We start from the raw sequence: 17,484 nt of genomic DNA on the forward strand, positions 1-17,484 counted from the left end.
GGGAGGCAGGCGACGATGCCGGAGAACGGAACGCCGGAAAGCGGTTTGCTGCATGGCAAGACGGCCCTCATCTACGGCGGGGGCGGGGCGATCGGCGGGGCCGTGGCGAGGGCCTTCGCGGCGGAGGGCGCGGCCGTCCACCTGGCCGGACGCACCGAAGCGCCGCTGGAGAAAGTAGCCCGGGATATCCAGGAGGCCGGCGGGAAGGCGGAAATCGCCGTCGTCGATGCCCTGGACGAAGAACAGGTGGATGCCTTCGTGGACCGCGTGGCCAAGAAGAGCAAGCGGATCGACATCTCCTTCAACGTGATCTCTTTTGGCGACGTCCAGCAGCCGCTGATGGAAATCGACGTCGATGACTTCACCAGGCCCATTGCCCTGGCCACCCGCACCCAATTCCTCACCACGCGCGCGGCGGCCACCTACATGATCAAGCAGCGCTCCGGCGTCGTCCTGATGTTCGGCGGCTCCGGACCGCAGACCCTCCCCGGGCTCGGCGGCTTCAAGGTGGCGCTGGACGCGCTGGAGGGACTGCGCCGGCAATGGTCACTGGAGCTGGGCCGGCACGGCGTGCGCGTGGTCACCATGGTTTCCGGGGGGATCGTCGAGACCATCCCCTGGCAGACCGAGGGGCGGGAGGAGATCGTCGCGGAGATCACCAAAGCCGCCCACCTGAACCGCACCGCCACCCTCGCCGACGTCGGGAACGTGGCCTGCTTCGTCTCCTCGGACAAGGCGGGCGCCATTACCGACGCCACCGTCAACATCTCCAGCGGCGCGATCGTGGACTAACAGCGTGGATTGACGTGATGATTTCCCTACCGCTGCCCGCCGGCTACACCGATGAAACATTCACAAGGCAGAATGGCAGGTGCGGTGCCATGTCCGGCAACCGCGAAACCGGATCGGGAGGCAGCAACCATGTCGCCTAGTCTGCTGCCCCGTAAACACCTCAGCTGGCTGGCCGCGGTGGGACTGTTGATCTTCCTGTTGCCCGCCGCTGCGGCGCCCCCGCCGCAAATCCTCGGGACAGCCGCCCCGGGGATCCGGGTGGTCGTCGTGGGCGATTCGCTGAGCACCGGCCACGGGACCTCGCCCGAGGACGCCTGGCCTGCCCTGATCCGGACCGACCCGGTCCTGAGCGACTACCAGGTGGTCAACGCCGCCGAGAACGGCAGCGGTTACGTCACCGCCGGTGACTTCGACGGCACCTTCGGCAGCCAGGTGGACCAGTTCGTTACCCCCGATACCGGCGTGGTGGTCTTCTTCGGGTCCGAGAACGACATCGGTTACGCCCCGAGTGCCGTGGCCGACGCAGCATCCGCGGCGATCACCGACGCGGTGGCCCTCGCCCCGTCCGCAAAGATCATCGTCGTCGGTCCGCCGTCCTACCTGCCCGATCCTGACCCTGGGCTGCTGGCAGTCCGTGAACAGCTCAAGACCGCCGCGTCGGGAGCGGGAGCCGAGTTCGTGGACCCGATCGCCGAGGGCTGGATCAGCAATGACGTCGCGGATCTGATCGGTCCCGACGGCGACCACCCCACCGTCGCCGGCCAGCACTACCTCCTGGAACACATCGCCGCCGTCATCGAGCAGGCGTCAGCGGGCGCGCCGCCTGGGCTGGCCCGGGCCGCTGGATGACCTGCCGCCCGGGCGTTCTCCAAGGAAGCGCCGCTATCATAGGCCAGTGCCACCCCTCGACATAGTCCTCACCGCCTGGCAGATTGACTGGGCCGCCCTGGCGATGATCACCGCCTCCGGCGTGCTCTACGCGCTCGGCCTCAAGGCGTCCGCCGCCAAGGGCCACCGCTGGCCGCTGTGGCGGACCGTGGCGTTCTACCTCCTCGGCCTCGGCTCCCTGACCGTGCTGACTTGCGGATTCCCCGGTGTCTACAGCGCCCAGCTGCGGTGGGCGTTCACCCTGAAGATCTCCCTGCTGCTGTTCGTGGTGCCGCTGCTGATCGGACTGGGAAGGCCCATCTCCTTGGCCCGCGCGGCGCTCCCGCCCACGGGAATCGGGCGGCTGAACGCTGCGCTCGCCAACCGCCTGGTGCGGTTTGTGAGCAACTCGATGGCCGCTCCGCTGCTGGGGCTGGCCCTCTTCTCCACATTCCTCACCCCGCTGTTCTATACGCTGCGCACGGATCCGGTGGCCGAGGCCCTCCTGACCATCGGGATTCCGCTGCTCGGCCTGCTGATGGCACTTCCCATCATCGAGGAGGCGGACTTCCACCGCTCCAGCGCGTACATCACCCTGGAGTTCGTCTTCGTCTTCATCGAGCTTCTGATCGATGCGGTCCCCGGGATCCTGCTGCGGCTGAACGGGCAGGTGCTCGATCACGTCATGACGATGCAGGCGGCGCCGGGCTGGTTCCCGGATCCGCTGCGGGACCAGCAGTTGGCGGGGGACATCCTGTGGTTCATTTGCGAAATCGTGGACCTGCCGCTGATCATCCTGATGTTCATGCGGTTCTCCCGCAGTGACAAACGCGAGGCGCGCGGCTTTGACGACCTGACGGACCAGCAGCTCGACGAACTCAACGAGCAGCACCTGCGGCGCGGGCAGTAGGCCGGGGCACGAAGCCTGCGGCGGCGCCCCCTATCCGGAGGCCCCTACTCGACGGTGACCTTGATCCGCTGCACCACGTTGTTACCCATGCCCTGGTAATTCCACACCTGCTCCAGCGGCTGTACAGCCCCGCTGGCATCCGTGGCACGGCAGGACAGCTCGTGTTCCCCGGGATCGGCCACCCACGGCATCGTCCACGCGCACCAGGCGAAGGGCGCCGCGGGGTGCTCCAGATGGGCGGGCGCCCATTTGCCGTCGATCCCGACGTCGACGCGCTGCACCGCGCCCTCCCCGGACCAGGCGCGGCCCATCAGCATCACCGGCCCCGCGGGCAGGATCCGGCGGCGGGTGAAGAAATCCGGGATGCCCGGCGGGACCATCAGGGAACGGACCTTGATCCACGTGACCGGGGTCCCGGCGTCCTCCGCGTCCTGCTGGTAGCGGTACGCGATCTGCTGCTGGAATCCGTCAAAGGGTTTGGTCACCACCTTGATCGAGGACAGCCACTTGACGCTCGCCATGCCATACCAGCCGGGCACCACCAGCCGGAGCGGGTAGCCATGCTGCGTCGGCAGCTCGGCGCCGTTCATCCGGTACGCCAGCACGACATCGGGCCGCAGCGCCTCGGAGACCGGCAGGCTCCGGGCATACTGCTGGCGGACTCCGCCCTGGATCCCGGTGTCCGCGCCGGTGAACACCACCTCGACGGCGTCGTCCTCGACTCCGGCCTGGGACAGGAGGTAGGCGAGCGGGACACCGGTCCACGTCGCGGTGCCGACGGCCTCAAGCATCCACGGCTGGCTCAGCGGGCGGGGCCGCAGCAGGGACCGGCCGTTGCCGGCACATTCCAGCGTGACCGGGACGCTGATGCTCGGGGCCTTGCGGAGGGCCCGGAGGCTCAGCTCGAGCGACCGCTGCACGGCGCCGCCGATCCGCAGGTGCCAGTGCTCGGCATCGATGAACGGGATGTCGAAGTGGTCCAGCAGGTAGTGCAGCCCGGGCGGCGTGATGTCATTGCGCAGCGCTTCGAGCGGCATGGAATGGTTCCGCACGGCGAGCTGGAGCTCCTCGCCCGTGAGCGGGCCGTGGCTCGGCTCGCCCGGATGCGGTGTGAGCCGCGGTGCCTGCCGCCGCTGGCTCCCGGATGTGTGTTTTGACATCTGCTTGGGCATGGCGCTGCCAATCTGCTTGCCGGGTCCGGCCTCGTTTTGGCAGGTTCCCTCTCCACAGGTCTACGCCGGGGCCCCGAAGCCGTCAAGGATGCTCCCGTGCAGCAGTATGCCCGAGCCCGGAGCCTCTAGATGTGGTGCGACTCCGCCAGGAACTGCGCCAGGCTCAGAGGTTCCCGGCCGGTCAGCTCGTGCACGGCCGACGTCGGGCCGGACAGTTCGCCGGCCGCGATGGCCGTGTAGGTGCTCACCCAGGCGTCGACCTGCCACGGCGGGGCGCCGTAGGAGGCCCGTGAGGCGTAGGCCTCCTCGAGCGTCTCGTTGTGGAAGGTGATGGTCCGGCCGGTCCCCGCGGTCAGAATCGCCGCGGCCTGGGCCAGCGAGATGTCCTCCGGCCCCGTGAGATCGTAGCTCCGTCCGACGTGCAGTGCCGGGTCCCGCAGCACGGCGGCGGCCGAGCGGGCAATGTCCGCGCGTGCGACGGCGGCCATCGCCCCGTCCCCGGCAGGGCCGCGGATGACGCCGTCCTCCCCGGCCAGCAGCGGCAGGAAGTCCAGATAGAAGTCGTCCCGCAGGAGGGTGTAGTCCATCCCGGAGGCCTTGATCCGCTCCTCCGTCGCGAAGTGGTCCCGGGCCAGGGTGAACGTCGCATCAGGCGCGGCCCCGAAGAACGAGGTGTAGACAATGTGTTGGACCCCGGCCGCGGCCGCAGCGTCGATAAAGGTGTAGTGCTGCTGCAGCCGGTCCTCGGCCTCGGCCGCGGAGACCATAAACAGCGTCTTCACGCCGGCCAGGGCCGCCGTCGCCCGCTCCGGGTCGGCGTAGCTGGTCACGAAGGGAACGGCACCTTCGAGTTCCGGCGCCCGGCCGGCGTCGCGCACCAGCAGCCGCTGCGGGCTGCCGGCGTCGGCCAGCAGCCTGGCCACGGCGCCGCCGAGCTGCCCGGTGGAACCCGTGACGGCGAGCTCAGGCCCGGTCGTCATCCCTAGCCCTCCCGCGACGCGGGCGACTTGGTCTGGGCCGGGTCCCGCTCGGCCAGGGTGCCGATGGCGGCGTCGATCTTGTCCATGATCTCCGGATCCAGCTTCACGCCGGCGGCTGCCACATTCTTCTCGATCTGCTCCGGACGGGACGCACCCATGATGGCCGAGGCCACATTCTTGTTCTGCAGCACCCAGGCGATGCTCAGCTGGGCCATGGTCAGGCCGGCCTCCTCGGCAATCGGCTTGAGCTGCTGCACGCCGGTGAGGACCTCGTCGGCCATCCAGCGCTCGATCATCTTCGAGCCGCCCTTTGTGTCCGTCGCGCGGCTGCCTTCCGGGGCCGGTTTGCCGGGGTGGTACTTGCCGCTCAGGACGCCTTGCGCCATCGGGGACCAGACGATCTGGGACAGTCCCAGCTCTTCCGACGCCGGTATGACCTCGGCCTCGATGACCCGCCAGAGCATGGAGTACTGCGGCTGGTTGGAGATCAGCTGGAAGCCCAGTTCCCTGGCGAGGGCGTGGCCGTCGCGGATCTGGCCGGCCGTCCATTCGCTGACGCCGATGTAGAGTGCCTTGCCCTGCCGCACGATGTCCGCGAAAGCCTGCATGGTCTCTTCCAGCGGGGTCTCGTAGTCGTAGCGGTGGGCCTGGTAGAGGTCAACATAGTCCGTCTGCAGCCGGGTCAGGGAGCCGTTGATGGCCTCCATGATGTGTTTGCGGGACAGGCCTAGATCGTTGTGGCCCTTGGGGCCGGTGGGGCCGAAGACCTTGGTGAAGATTTCCACGGACTCCCGGCGCTCGTCCTTCAGGGCGTTGCCGAGGACCTTCTCGGCCGCCGTGTTGGCATAGACGTCCGCCGTGTCAAAGGTGCTGATGCCGGCGTCGAGCGCTGCCCTGACGCACTCGGTGGCGACGTCGTTCTCCACCTGCGAACCGTGGGTAAGCCAGTTGCCGAACGTGATTTCCGAAATCTTGAAGCCGCTGTTCCCGAGGTATCTGAATTCCATGGGTTTCACCGTAGCGGACTTGCCTGTCCGGGGTAAGGGTTCAGCCGGCTTTGCGGGCCTCGGCCTGCGGCTTGTGTTCCGGCCCGGTCTCCGCTGCGGCCCGGGCACTGGCCCGCGCATCGGCCCGTGCCACCGCGGCAGCCCATTCCGCTGAGAGCTGGGGTTCCTTCCGCCCCGGGCGCGGCGCCCTGGCCTGCCTGGCGGATGATGTTCTCTGCCCGGACTGGCGTTTCCCCAGGAGTCCGGCGAGGGCCATGACCATAACAGCCACGAGCCGGCCGACGCCGGCGAGCACCAGCGTGACGACAAAAACGATGAAGAGCCCGATGGACATGACGAACGCCACGCCGAGGGTCCCGAAGAAAGTCAGGTTCAGGGCGATGGTTGTCGGGTCGTCCACTTCACCTCTCCTCTCCAGCCTGGAGGTTCCTGCCGCCAAAAGTCCGCCAGTCAACAGCCCCCTTAACAATACGGACTTTTCGGCGCGGACACACGGGGTTTTGCGGCCGCTGTGGAGATGTGTCCAAGCTGATATCCCGGAGGCGACGGCGGTGCCCCGGGTGGGTGCGTCCATGTGGGTGCGTCTATAGTCGGAAGCAGCCCTGCCGGCGCCGTCCGGCCCGCCGGAAGGACATTTCGTGACGTACCCCGATGCAGGCAACTGCCCCTGCCTCTCCGGCGAGCAGTACAGCGGGTGCTGCGGCCGCTTCCACCGCGGCGACGCGGAGGCCCCGACGGCGGAGCAACTCATGCGGTCCCGGTACAGCGCCTTCGTGGTGCTGGACGCCGGCTACCTGCTGCGGACCTGGCATCCCGACACCCGGCCCGCCGGACTGGAGCTTGACCCCGCGATCCAGTGGCGCCGCCTGGATATCGTCTCCACCAGCCGCGGCGGTCCACTGGACAGCGAGGGGACCGTTGAGTTCCAGGCCCATTTCCGGCACGACGGCGAACGCGGAGTCCAGCATGAAACAAGCCGTTTCGTGCGGGTAGCACGCCGCTGGTACTATCTCGACGGCGTCGTGGCCGCCTAGCGGTATTTTCGGTGCAGGTTCTCCTTCACCGAAGCGCGCGGGCTGGCATCCGCAATCCACGGGCCGGTCCCTTCGGACTGGTCAAGCACGCCGGCCTCCAGCCACTCGTACCCGCCGGCGAGGACCTTGCGGGAGAGCACATGGTCGGCGTCGTCCGTGTTCCTCCACAGCTGGTCAAAGTATTCCTCCACGCGGACGCGGGCCTGTTCGCAGTAGGCTTCGGCCAGCTCGTAGGCGGAGGCGCCCCGCTCCGGGGAGGTGCGCAGCAGCATTTCGGCCCGCGAGCAGGACGCAGCCATGGCGAACAGTTCCGCCCCGATGTCCACGATCCGGCCCAGGAATGCCTGCTTGTGCTCGAGCTTCGCCTGCCAGCGGCCCATTCCGTAGAAGGTCTGCCGGGCCAGCCGCCGCGAGGACCGTTCCACGAACCGCAGCTGCTTCGCCAGTCGGCCGAAGTCGCTGTAGGACCGCGGGTCCATGCCCGCGCCGGCCACCAGCTTCGGTAGCCACCTGGCGTAGAAGCCGGAAGCTCCGACGGCGGCCTTCGCCTTGTCGGACAGGCTAGCGTCGGCGGAGGCGAGGTCGCCGGCGGCTGCCAGATGCGCGTCCACGGCTTCGCGGGCGATCAGCAGCTTCATGATTTCCGAGGAACCCTCGAAGATCCGGTTGATCCGCAGATCCCGGAGCTGCTGCTCGGCCGCCACGGCGCGCTCGCCTCGGGCCTGAAGCGAGTCTGCGGTTTCGAAGCCGCGGCCGCCACGGATCTGCACCAGCTCGTCCGCGATCCGGCAGCTGATTTCGGTGGACCACAACTTGGCGAGGGCCGCCTCGATCCGGACATCCTTCTGCCCGGCGTCCGCCATTTCCGCGCACAGTTCGAACACCGCGTCCAGGGCGAACGCGCTGGCCGCAATGAAGGCGATCTTCTTGCCGACGGCCTCGTGCTGGCCGACCGGCCGGCCCCACTGGGTGCGGGCGTTGGACCATTCGCGGGCGATCTTCAGGCTCCAGCGGCCGGAAGCGACACAGAGCGCAGGAATCGAGAGCCGGCCCGTGTTCAGCGTGGTGAGGGCAATCTTGAGTCCCTGGCCCTCGCGCCCCAGCCGGTTGGCCGCCGGAACCCTGACCTGGTGGAAGCGGGTGACCCCGTTTTCGATGCCGCGCAGCCCCATGAAGGCATTGCGGTTTTCCACCGTGATGCCGGGGGAGTCCATTTCGACGACAAACGCGCTGATGCCGCCCTTTTGCACCATGCCGTCCGCTCCGGTGTGGGGCGGCACCAGAGCCATCACGACGACGAGTTCGGCAATCACGCCGTTGGTCGTCCACAGCTTTACTCCGTCCAACAGATAGGATTCGCCGTCCTCCGAGGGAACGGCGGTGCTGCCCATCCGGGCGGGGTCGCTGCCGACGTCGGGCTCCGTCAGCAGGAACGCGGTGATGGCGCCGGCGGCGCAGCGCGGCAGGTACTCCTGCTTCTGCGCCGGCGTGCCGAAGACCTTGACGGGCTCGGGAACGCCGATGGACTGGTGCGCGGAAGTCAGGGCGCCGAGGCTGGGATGCACCGAGCCCAGAAGCCCCAGGGCCCGGCCGTAGTACACGAGCGAGAGGCCCAGTCCGCCGTAATCGCGGGGAATTTTCATCCCGAACACACCGAGCTCCGCGAGCCCGGCCAGGTATTCGTCCGGGATCCGGGCATCGCGCTCAATGGTGCGCCCGGACAGGGTCCGGCAGAAGTCGGTGAGGCGCGCCATGAAGGCTTCGCCGCGTTCGACGTCGTCCGCGGGGGCCTCGGGCCAAGGGTGGACCAGGCTCAGGTCAAAGCTGCCGAGGTAGAGTCCCTTGGCGAAGCTGGGCCGGTCCCAGCTGGTCTCGCGGGCGGCTTCGGTGACGGCCCGGGCGTCGGCGGCGGTGGCGTCCGGGCCGATGTGGTCCGTGCCGGGCGCTGCCGGCAGCTCGGCGGCTGGATCTTCAATGGCGGAGCTCATCGGGCATCTCCTCTAACCGGCTGGCCGGCTCGAGCCCTGGGTCCGCCGTGGGTGGGAGACCCTTCAGCTGTCCCGCAATACTACCCGCGGGTAGGTTGCGGTGCTAGGGGTTGGCTCCTCACCCGAGCTGGACGCCGAAGTCGACGGCGACTCCGTGCAGCCCTGACGCGTATCCCTGGCCGACGGCGCGGAATTTCCATTCCGCGCTGCTGCGGTAGAGCTCCGCGAAGATCATGCAGGTTTCGGCGGCCGCGTCTTCGGTGAGGTCATAGCGGACCACTTCGGCATCGGTTTCATCATTGACCACCCGGCAGAACGCATCTCGAACCTGTCCGAAATTCTGCCGGCGTGCCTCCGCATCGTGGATGGAAACCACAATGACGATCCTTTCAATGTCGGCCGCGACCGCATCCAGATCTATGAGAATCTGCTCGTCGTCGCCTTCACCCTCGCCGGTGAGGTTGTCACCCTGATGGACGACGGAGCCGTCCTTCGAGGAGAGCTGGTTATAGAAGATGAAGTCATCGTTTGAACGGACCCGGCCGGAGGCTGACACCAGCAGGGCCGAAGCATCGAGGTCGAACTGCTGGCCGGCGGTGGTGCGGGGGTCCCAGCCCAGGCCTATCATTGCCCGCCGGAGACCAGGGTCGGCCTTCGTCAGGGACAGGTTGCTACCTTTGCTGAGGGTCAGAGTGGACATGAATGGCTCCTTGTCTTGTTGCGGGTGCGGATCTGGCCGGGCGTGCGGCTACAGAACGCCAGCCGCATTGGCGATTACGTCGACGGGGGTGCGGCCCTGGGCGGGTGCGCCGATGGCCTGGAACGTCCACGTGCCGCCGTTGCGCGACAGCTTGGCCATGATCATCGCTGTGTACCGGCCGGTTTCTGCCAGCGCATAGCGCGACACTTCGGGGCTGCCTGGGACGGAATCGTCGATCACGCGGCAGAAGGCGTTCTGCACCTGGTCGAAGGTCTGCTGGGAGTAACTGGTGATGGTGAAGACAATGTGCTGGACCGAGGCTGAGACCCCGGTCAGGTTGACCAGGATGGTCTCGTCATCGCCGTCGCCATCGCCCGTCAGGTTGTCGCCGGTGTGCTGGATCGAGCCGTCCTTGCTGGCCAGCTGGTTATAGAAGACCGTGTCGACATGGATCTTGTTGGCGTCGAAGAGAATCGCCGAGGCGTCGAGGTCGATCTCGACGGCCTTCTTGCCGCCGAAGAAGCCCTTCCTGGCTGGCACAGCAGCGTCCCAACCGAGGCCGAAACGGACATTGGTCAGTGTCTCACCGTTCTGCTTGGTCAGCGACAAAAACTGACCCTTCTGCAAACTCAAGCTCATTCTGGTTCCCACTTCCGTTGATCTTATGCGGTTTGCTGCTCAGTGACTGGACACAACTGCAGAACGGATTCATTCGCTCCGGATGCGCGTGTTGAACACGGCATTGTCAAGGCCGAGCGTATGCCTTCAGGACTGCGAAATACATCCCGGAAGAGAGTCCCCCAAGACTTCTCGCATCATATTAGTTGATCGCAGAATATCTACCTTTTCCGCGCAAAATTCTTTCGGGGCCCACGTTTTTTCGGGCTGGACACGACATATTCGACCCATGTTTCGTCGGTTTTTGAAATTGGAAATCTTTTTGTTGTGCAGGCGGGTGCTTGGACATAGTATGGCCGCAAGAAGCGCCTGTGACTTGACATGGGGCCGGAGAATATGGCATTCCCGGGCCTTCGAGTTGACGGGCCGGCACGAGTGCCGCTGTGCGCCAGCGGCACTCGTGCCGGGCTTTGCGGCCATGAAATGGGGGAATCAAGCATGTCCAACGGGCCTAGCCCCTTTGACTTCAGTCAATACAGCGGGACTCCGGCGAACAGTCAATCGCCGGCTCCAGCGGACGGCCAATTCGGCGACGCCCAGAACCGTGTGGCACCCGCCGACCCATTTGCAGGATTTGGTGGTTCTGTTTCAACCCTTCCCCACGCAACTCACGACGCAACGGGTTCTGAAGTTGTTGCGGCACCCATGCTTTGGCTGTATATTGCGGCAGCCGCGGCCGCCCTTTCGATTGGCGTGGCCCTCACATTTGGCCAACTGCCGGCAGCGGCTATTTCCGCCTGGTTCCTGGGCGGGCCGGTGGCTATTGCAGCCGTGGCGCTGTTCTCGTTGAAGGACACAAGGGCACGGACATTTACGCTTTATTCGGGCAGTGCTGTGGCTCCATGGATGCAACGGCTGGCCCTGCTGGCAAGTCTCGTGGCCGTCGTCGTGAGCGCGCTGCACATCGCAAACTGGGCAGGCCGGCTTTGATCCGCCGCTGGCTGGCGGCGCTGACCGCCGCAGCGCTGTGCGCCGCCCTTCCGGCCCTCGGAGCAGGTTCCGCGCTTGCAGCAGCCCCGGCTGCGCCGGCCCCGGTTGCAACGGCGGAAAAGACCTCGACCCAGGTGGATGATTTTCGAGCCTGCGTCGCCGGTGGCGGGGCAACGGACATATTGCTCCTGGTCGACGAGTCGTCAAGCCTGCAGGGAACGGACCCCGAAAATGCCCGCGTGACGTCGGCGTCCTACCTGGTCAAACAACTGGCAGACTTTGCGACCGGCTCGAAGGCGGACCTGAGCGTCGCGGTAAGCGTCTTCGCCCAGGGCTATTCCCGAATCGACGACTGGACGTCGCTGGACAACACGACCCTCCCGGGCGTCCAAGCCACCATCGCTTCACTGAAAGACCGCGTCCAGGGTATGGAGACCGACTATTGGACGGCCCTGGACGGTGCCCGGACTGAGCTCGCTGCCAGGGCCGCAGCCCGTCCCGGAACACAAAGCTGTCAAACGCTGGTCTGGTTCACCGACGGTGCCATCAACTACACCATCCGTCAAAGCAACGAGGACAAGGCACTGTTTGGCGCCGCCAAGCCATTTGCTCCCGACGTGGAGCTGACCAGCCAGGCCGCCGTCGAGCAAGTCCGGCAGTTGGCTGTTTCGGACATTTGCCGGGGCGGTGGCCTGGCTGACCAGCTGCGCTCATCGCACGTCTCAGTTTTCGGCGTGGGCCTGCAAAGCGGCGAACCATCGGATTTCTCGTTTCTCGAATCTGTGGTGGCCGGTAAATCAACTTCGGACTCCTCGGAATGTGGAAAACTGACTGCACCCATCCCCGGTGAGTTCCATCTGGCGACGGACATCGACGGACTGCTGTTCGCCTTCGATGGCGTGAGTTCACCGAAGAGCCGTGCCATTCTCCAGACCAGCGGCATCTGCCAGGTGGCCGTCTGCGCTGACAGCGCACACCGGTTCGTGCTTGATCAGTCCACCCCTGCTGTCCGGGTGCTGGCGACAGCCGATGCCCCGGGCATCTCGGCGTCGCTCTTGGATCCGCTGGGCCACCTTAGCCAGCTCCCCAGGACGAACGTCGGCACCGAGGTAACGCTCGCGGCCGACGGCAGTTCGTTGAAGTACACGTGGCTGTCCGAGAAAACGGTCGTGATTTCCATGGCGGCAGGTGCTGGAAGCAAGTCCTGGAGCGGATTGTGGCAGCTCGCATTTACGGACCCGGCCGGCCAGTCGGGGGGCAAACCCTCCCGGTCCAGCATCCACATCGAGGGGAGCCTCAAGCCGGCGTGGCTCAATCCGGCAGCATCTCCGCTCCACGTGGGCGAGAAGATCGGCAATATCCAGCTGGGACTGCTGGACGCCGCCGGAAACCCGGTTGACCCCGGCTCGCTGCTCGGTGACGTAAAACTGACGGCCTCGTTGGTTGGCTCCGAAGGCAAAACGATGGTCGTGGCTGATGCGCTGGGCAAAGCCGACATTGCGAAGCCGGTCACCCTGGATCTCACCGGGTTTTCCGTCGGGGCTGCCGAACTGAAGCTGGACCTGGCCATCACGACGGCACCAACGACGGCAGGCGGGAACCCTGTCCCGGGTACGGCGCTGACGCCCGCTTTGGCATCTGTTCCGGTGAACCTGCTTCCTCCGGCAGAGTTTCCCGTGGTGGGTTCGAAGATCGATTTCGGCCAGATGGATGGGACGTCGCAGGCATCCGCCGCGCTTCAGGTCTCCGGCGCCGGTTGCGTCTGGCTGGCCGCGGGCAAGTCACCGGACATCGTGGCGTCGCCCGCGGCTTTGGGCAAAGTGACGATCGGGCTCGCCAAAGCCTCCGGACCGGAAAGCTGCATCAAGGTCAAGGACGTCAATTCCCTGCCGATGACTTTTGCGGCAGACCAGCCGGACAACGGTTCGGTCAACGGCCGGATTGAGCTCATGATTGCGCCCGACGGCGAACCGGGCAGGGCTTTGCCGGTGAGCGTGGCGTTTACGGCGAGCATGTCCAAGCCCCTAAATACCACCAATTTCCTGCTGGCATTGATCGTGGCCCTTGTGCTTGGCCCCGGCATTCCGTTGCTGCTGATGTACGGCGCCAAGTGGTTCGTCGCCAGGATCCCGGGACGTGTGTTGTCCGGCGAGATCATCCCTGTGACCATTTCCCACCAACAGCTGCTGCGCGACGGCCAGCCCTTCGTCATCCGGGACACCGACCTGACCGACCTTGTTCCAATGAAGGCCTCGGGCTCACGATCACTCACGGTGGCCGGGATCGAGCTGCGTGCCAAGACAGGCTGGTCTCCACTGGGATCCGGGTACGTGGCTGTGCTGGCTCCCGCCCGGTACGGCGTCGGATCAGCAGCCCCCGCCGCCGACCGGCGCGGGCTCACCCCGCGGCTGCCCCTTGCGGTCCACAACCACTGGGTCCTGCTGGTGGACCCGATGGGGGATCCGGCGTCGGCCTCGGTCCTGGTGCTGACCGCCGGGGATGCCTCGCCCGCGGAGAAGAAGGACATCGCGGCCGACATTGCGCGCCGGCTTCCGCTGCTCAGGGAGCGCCTGGCCGAAGCGATGCGCGCCGCGGACGTCGCTGAAGCCACTACCCCTGGTCAGGTGCCCGGGTCCGGACCGACAGCATCCGGAGGCGCCGGCGGATTTTCCGGGTTCAGCGCGGCAAACCGGGGTGCCGGGCCGGGGGGATTCAGCGGATTCGGCGGCGCCAGCCCGGACCAGGCCCCGGTACCGGAACCGGCCTCCGGATCGCAAGACCCCCAGGTCACGAGTCCGTGGGGCACCCCGCCTCCGTGACAGGTCCCAGTCCCAGCGACGAAGTTTTCGATTACAGAGCAGATAGGTAGGGCCGTGCGCAAATTCCTGGTTGTTGGTTGTGGGGGATCCGGTGGAGCGACGCTGGCGTTCATGATGGATCAGCTCAAGTCCGAGCTCCATGCGCAAGGCATCGATGAGATCCCTGCGGGATGGCAGTTCGTCCACATTGATGTGCCGCTGGCTCCGGATACTGCCATCCCGGGGGTGGGCAATGTGTTCCAACAGGGCGGCACCTACATCGGGACGGGACCCAACAGCGGCAGTTACCCGATCCTGGACAACGCGCTGAGCCACAGACTTTCCAACGAGCGGTCGCTGGAAGAGATCGGCACGTGGGCTCCGCGTGACCCGAACAAGATCGGCGTTCCGATCCACAGTGGCGCCGGCCAGATGCGGGCTGTTGGCCGCATGATTACCTTGAGTAAAGCGTCCGACGTGCGGATGGGACTTGAGCGTGCGTTCCAGAAACTCAACCTCGTGGAAACCAATGCCCAGATGGAGCATGTACAAGGACTCCTGCCGGGGTCGGACGCGTTCCATTCCGTCGAGCCTCCAATCGTCCTGGTGGTTTCATCGATGGCGGGAGGCGCCGGCGCGTCCATGGCACTCGACGTCTGCCGCCTCCTCACACTTGTCCCCGGCGTGACTCCTGGCCTCATGGGTGTGTTCATGCTGGCGGCCGACGTGTTTGACAGTTTGCCGCCGGCAGCCCGCGGCGGCGTTCGCGCCAATTCGCTGGCCATGCTCGGGGAAATCGTGGCCGCCCAAACCGTTGCCGCGCAAGAGCACGACGCACGGACGCTGGCAGCCCTCGGCGAACAGAGCGGCGCCACGGGTGAAAAGCCGTTCGCGCGCGTGTTCCCGGTCGGCCGGTTCTCGGGCGTGGAGCGGACCATGTTTGGAGACGGCACGCAAAACGCCGTATACCGCGGCCTCGGCCGGGGCCTTGCTGCGCTGATGCGAAGCGGCAGGGCGTCGGGCGACTTCGTCTCCTTCGACCTCGGCAACCTATCCGAGGACAAGCCGGCACGCCGCCAGTTCCTTGGCTGGGGAGCCGAGTCAAACGACGTCGCATGGGGGGCCTTCGGGTTCGCCAGCCTCAGCATGGGTCGTGACCGCTACGCGGAGTACTCGGCCCAGCGCTTGGCGCGTACGGCAGTGGATCGATTGCGCAGCGGACATCTGCAAACCGGGAACACGGCGTCGTCCGTGGAACAGGTCAACGCATTGGTGACCAGCCAGTGGAGCAACATCTGTGGGGCCTTGGGGCTGCCCACCGCGGCGGAGGGCGCGCTGGGGCAGAGCCAGGTGCTGGAGTGGTTCACCGAGACGGCATTCAGGCGCCAGGACGTCACCCGGCTGGCAGCGACGATCTCGGATGAGCAGGTGGTGCCCTATCTCCCCGCGCCCGCGGGAAACCATGCGGCGCAGTGGTTGCCGGTGCTGCGGCAGAAGCTTCAGGAGCGCAAGGTCGCGGTGACCGCGGGAACATCCGAGGCAGCTTATGCCTGGGCGTACGACTACAAAGACGTCCTCCTCGGACATTTTATGAGCCAGATCGAGCAGGCCGTCACGCAGTTCGGGCTGCCGTATGCGCGGGCCATCGTTGAACGGCTGGAAGCCCTGCTGCGTGACCAGTTGGTGGTCACGCTGAAGGAGATGGCCAACCACGGGATGCCGAATGTTGCGGCCATACCGGGGCAGTTCGAGAACGAGGTCGGGCAGATGAACGTCATTGCCAACGGCCAATCCGTCATCGACCGTTTGGCCGGGTTGATCCGCGGACAGGCGACAGACCTCTTGTTTGCGCAGGCCGCCGGGTCAGCGTGCAACGTCTTCACCGCCTTCGTATCGGAGGTGCTGCCGTCGATGAAGGACGCGCTGAGCGAAGCGTTGGACGTCCTGACGGGGGCCGTTGCCGCGACGTCAACTCCGGTGGGCCTGGCCGACGTCGCCACGGACCAGTACGGGTCCTGGCCCTCGGACGAGGACCGCGGCGTGCCGCAGCGCTTTGACGTAGCGGACAACGAAATCCTCATCACGGAGTCCAGATTCTTCGCCGGCCAGTATGAAGCGGATGTGACGGCCAGCGGTGGCGGAGCGGCCGGACAGCTCGCGTTCCGTGACGCACGCAGGCGGCTCACGGACCATGTGATCAGTGGCAGATGGCCGGTTGCAAGCGGATCTGCCGCTCCCGCCGGCCTGCTCGAACAAGTCGCGGCCTGGCGGCCGGGAGAGTTCAACCGCGATCCGGTCTCACACGCGCCGGTAACTCCGTCACGGCCGCGGTTTGTCCTCCACACCGCGCCATCCAAGGTCCTGGACCGGGCGCGGCAGTACGTCGCCCGCCCCCATGAGCCTTTCCACCGGTTCTGTTCGCTGTCACTACGCGACTACGTGCTGGGCCTGGACGCGCGGGAATCGGAGATACCGCAGCGGAAGGCAGAACTCGCGACGAAGTTCGCGCAGGCCTTGAACCGGGCGGTACCGCTGATCGGCGTCAATCCCGACGTTGTGCGGATGGTCCACGACGCGTCCGTGGCGTACCGTTACAAGTTTTCGTCGATCCCCTTCATGGCAGTCGACGACCTCACCCAGATGCTGATCGCCAAAACGGCGGAGAATCCGAACATCGCCGAGGAAACGGCGGACATCTTGAGGGGATCACTCAGCGAAGACGCGAACGTGCAGCGGATCGACATCTTTGGCTCCTACCGGAACTATTCGCCCCTAGTTTTTGACTCCGTACTGGGCCCCGTGGCACAGCAATGGGCGGGCACCTCGCTGCCCGAGCGCAAGGGCTTCTGGAGCCACCGGAGGTCACGGCCGCTCGTTGCGTCCCTGCCCATGGGAGACGCGGAACGCCGCGCCATGATCGCCGGCTGGTTCGTCGGCCAGATCACCGGCCAGCTCCGGCTCCCGGAGCCGCCGTACGAAACCGCCGTCGAGATCTGGGACGAGTTGAACCGCAAATGGATCCAGTTCCCCAACCCGCTGTTGACTCCTCCGGCACAGTTCCTGGCCAAGTCCTTCGATTGGCTGCCGGCGGTGATGGAATCCATCCTTATCGCTGTAGCGCGGACGCACCAGGCCCCGGTCCTGTCCTCCCTGCGGCCGTACCACGTACTGCGCGGGCTGTACGATTCGACGGCCGAAGAGCCGGCGGCGGGGCTGTTCGAAGTTTCTGCCGGCGCCTCCCTGGCCGCCTGGCTGGGCACGGGCGAGACGCTCTCCGGATCACCAAGCCGGGTCCCGGACGTGGTGCCGGAAAGCACGGTCGACGATCGCTTTGAGCTGACCAAGGCGTGGCTGGAGACAATCCGGGGGCTTGCCGGCGACCATTTCATGCCGCCGGGCAAGGAGGGCAACACCGGAGGGGGCAGTTTTTCCGTCATTGCGACCAGACGGGCGGCCAGCGCCACGCCAATCTTCCGCGACCTCGCCGACGACATTTACATTGTCCTCGGCGAGCTGCTGCAGCATCTTGAAACCGCGTACCAGCGCTCGCTCGCGGTCCCCGTCGTGGCCGTGACGCCGGGCGGCGCCGATGATGGCCTGACGTTCCCCGGGATTGGAGCGTTCTGAG

At 66.3% G+C, this 17,484-nt stretch carries 14 protein-coding genes; 7 read left to right on the forward strand and 7 right to left on the reverse strand.

Annotated elements, in window-relative coordinates:
• Positions 1–15 precede the first annotated feature (15 nt).
• The 3 genes from E5206_RS04005 to E5206_RS04015 all read left to right on the forward strand — a co-directional run bounded on the left by E5206_RS04005 (position 16) and on the right by E5206_RS04015 (position 2,569).
• Entirely contained in the window at positions 16–792 is a 777-nt protein-coding gene (locus tag E5206_RS04005) for an SDR family oxidoreductase (protein ID WP_136321362.1), read from the forward strand.
• Positions 793–921: 129 nt separating this feature from the next.
• Positions 922–1,641: an SGNH/GDSL hydrolase family protein gene (locus E5206_RS04010; RefSeq protein WP_136321363.1), complete on the forward strand. Its 720-nt coding sequence runs from the start codon at positions 922–924 to the stop codon at positions 1,639–1,641.
• 46 nt (positions 1,642–1,687) lie between these two features.
• Entirely contained in the window at positions 1,688–2,569 is an 882-nt protein-coding gene (locus tag E5206_RS04015; RefSeq protein WP_136321364.1) for a cytochrome c oxidase assembly protein, read from the forward strand.
• A gap of 44 nt (positions 2,570–2,613) precedes the next feature.
• On the opposite strand, the gene E5206_RS04020 is transcribed toward E5206_RS04015, so the two are convergent.
• The 4 genes from E5206_RS04020 to E5206_RS04035 form a co-directional block, all read right to left on the reverse strand.
• A complete protein-coding gene (locus tag E5206_RS04020; protein WP_136321365.1) occupies positions 2,614–3,729 on the reverse strand; it encodes a sulfite oxidase in 1,116 nt (371 codons plus the stop codon).
• A 137-nt stretch (positions 3,730–3,866) separates the two neighbouring features.
• A complete protein-coding gene (locus E5206_RS04025) occupies positions 3,867–4,721 on the reverse strand; it encodes an SDR family oxidoreductase (protein ID WP_136321366.1) in 855 nt (284 codons plus the stop codon).
• 2 nt (positions 4,722–4,723) lie between these two features.
• Complete coding sequence (locus tag E5206_RS04030; protein ID WP_136321367.1) at positions 4,724–5,728, reverse strand: aldo/keto reductase family protein; 1,005 nt, start codon at positions 5,726–5,728, stop codon at positions 4,724–4,726.
• Between the two features lie 40 nt (positions 5,729–5,768).
• A complete protein-coding gene (locus tag E5206_RS04035) occupies positions 5,769–6,128 on the reverse strand; it encodes a hypothetical protein (protein WP_136321368.1) in 360 nt (119 codons plus the stop codon).
• 238 nt (positions 6,129–6,366) lie between these two features.
• Between E5206_RS04035 and E5206_RS04040 the strand changes: the two genes are divergently transcribed.
• Positions 6,367–6,762 (forward strand): YchJ family protein, encoded by a 396-nt coding sequence (locus E5206_RS04040; RefSeq protein WP_136321369.1) that lies wholly within the window; start codon positions 6,367–6,369, stop codon positions 6,760–6,762.
• On the opposite strand, the gene E5206_RS04045 is transcribed toward E5206_RS04040, so the two are convergent.
• The 3 genes from E5206_RS04045 to E5206_RS04055 all read right to left on the reverse strand — a co-directional run bounded on the left by E5206_RS04045 (position 6,759) and on the right by E5206_RS04055 (position 10,059).
• Positions 6,759–8,750, reverse strand: a complete 1,992-nt coding sequence (locus tag E5206_RS04045; protein ID WP_136321370.1) for an acyl-CoA dehydrogenase family protein — start codon at positions 8,748–8,750, stop codon at positions 6,759–6,761. The genes E5206_RS04040 and E5206_RS04045 overlap by 4 nt on opposite strands.
• A gap of 118 nt (positions 8,751–8,868) precedes the next feature.
• Complete coding sequence (locus tag E5206_RS04050) at positions 8,869–9,450, reverse strand: TerD family protein (RefSeq protein ID WP_136321371.1); 582 nt, start codon at positions 9,448–9,450, stop codon at positions 8,869–8,871.
• Positions 9,451–9,498: 48 nt separating this feature from the next.
• Positions 9,499–10,059 carry a TerD family protein gene (locus E5206_RS04055; protein WP_346763465.1) on the reverse strand — a complete coding sequence of 187 codons (561 nt, stop codon included), beginning with the start codon at positions 10,057–10,059 and terminating at the stop codon, positions 9,499–9,501.
• 507 nt (positions 10,060–10,566) lie between these two features.
• Here E5206_RS04055 and E5206_RS04060 point away from each other — a divergent pair.
• The 3 genes from E5206_RS04060 to E5206_RS04070 all read left to right on the forward strand — a co-directional run bounded on the left by E5206_RS04060 (position 10,567) and on the right by E5206_RS04070 (position 17,483).
• Entirely contained in the window at positions 10,567–11,058 is a 492-nt protein-coding gene (locus E5206_RS04060) for a hypothetical protein (RefSeq protein ID WP_136321373.1), read from the forward strand.
• Positions 11,055–13,877, forward strand: coding sequence for a vWA domain-containing protein (locus E5206_RS04065; RefSeq protein ID WP_168709259.1), 2,823 nt, complete (start codon positions 11,055–11,057; stop codon positions 13,875–13,877). Before E5206_RS04060 ends, E5206_RS04065 begins: the two co-directional genes overlap by 4 nt.
• A 111-nt stretch (positions 13,878–13,988) precedes the next feature.
• Positions 13,989–17,483 (forward strand): tubulin-like doman-containing protein, encoded by a 3,495-nt coding sequence (locus tag E5206_RS04070; RefSeq protein ID WP_136321375.1) that lies wholly within the window; start codon positions 13,989–13,991, stop codon positions 17,481–17,483.
• Position 17,484: the final 1 nt, after the last annotated feature.

The organism is Arthrobacter sp. PAMC25564 (assembly GCF_004798705.1).
In the GTDB taxonomy this organism is placed as follows: domain Bacteria; phylum Actinomycetota; class Actinomycetes; order Actinomycetales; family Micrococcaceae; genus Arthrobacter.

Bases quoted from the DNA above. Each gene is read 5' to 3' on its own strand.
- E5206_RS04005 (WP_136321362.1), top strand. From the start codon at position 16: ATGCCGGAGAACGGAACGCCGGAAAGCGGTTTGCTGCATGGCAAGACG.
- E5206_RS04010 (WP_136321363.1), top strand. From the start codon at position 922: ATGTCGCCTAGTCTGCTGCCCCGTAAACACCTCAGCTGGCTGGCCGCG.
- E5206_RS04020 (WP_136321365.1), bottom strand. From the start codon at position 3,729: ATGTCAAAACACACATCCGGGAGCCAGCGGCGGCAGGCACCGCGGCTC.
- E5206_RS04025 (WP_136321366.1), bottom strand. From the start codon at position 4,721: ATGACGACCGGGCCTGAGCTCGCCGTCACGGGTTCCACCGGGCAGCTC.
- E5206_RS04030 (WP_136321367.1), bottom strand. From the start codon at position 5,728: ATGGAATTCAGATACCTCGGGAACAGCGGCTTCAAGATTTCGGAAATC.
- E5206_RS04045 (WP_136321370.1), bottom strand. From the start codon at position 8,750: ATGAGCTCCGCCATTGAAGATCCAGCCGCCGAGCTGCCGGCAGCGCCC.
- E5206_RS04050 (WP_136321371.1), bottom strand. From the start codon at position 9,450: ATGTCCACTCTGACCCTCAGCAAAGGTAGCAACCTGTCCCTGACGAAG.
- E5206_RS04060 (WP_136321373.1), top strand. From the start codon at position 10,567: ATGTCCAACGGGCCTAGCCCCTTTGACTTCAGTCAATACAGCGGGACT.
- E5206_RS04070 (WP_136321375.1), top strand. From the start codon at position 13,989: ATGATGGATCAGCTCAAGTCCGAGCTCCATGCGCAAGGCATCGATGAG.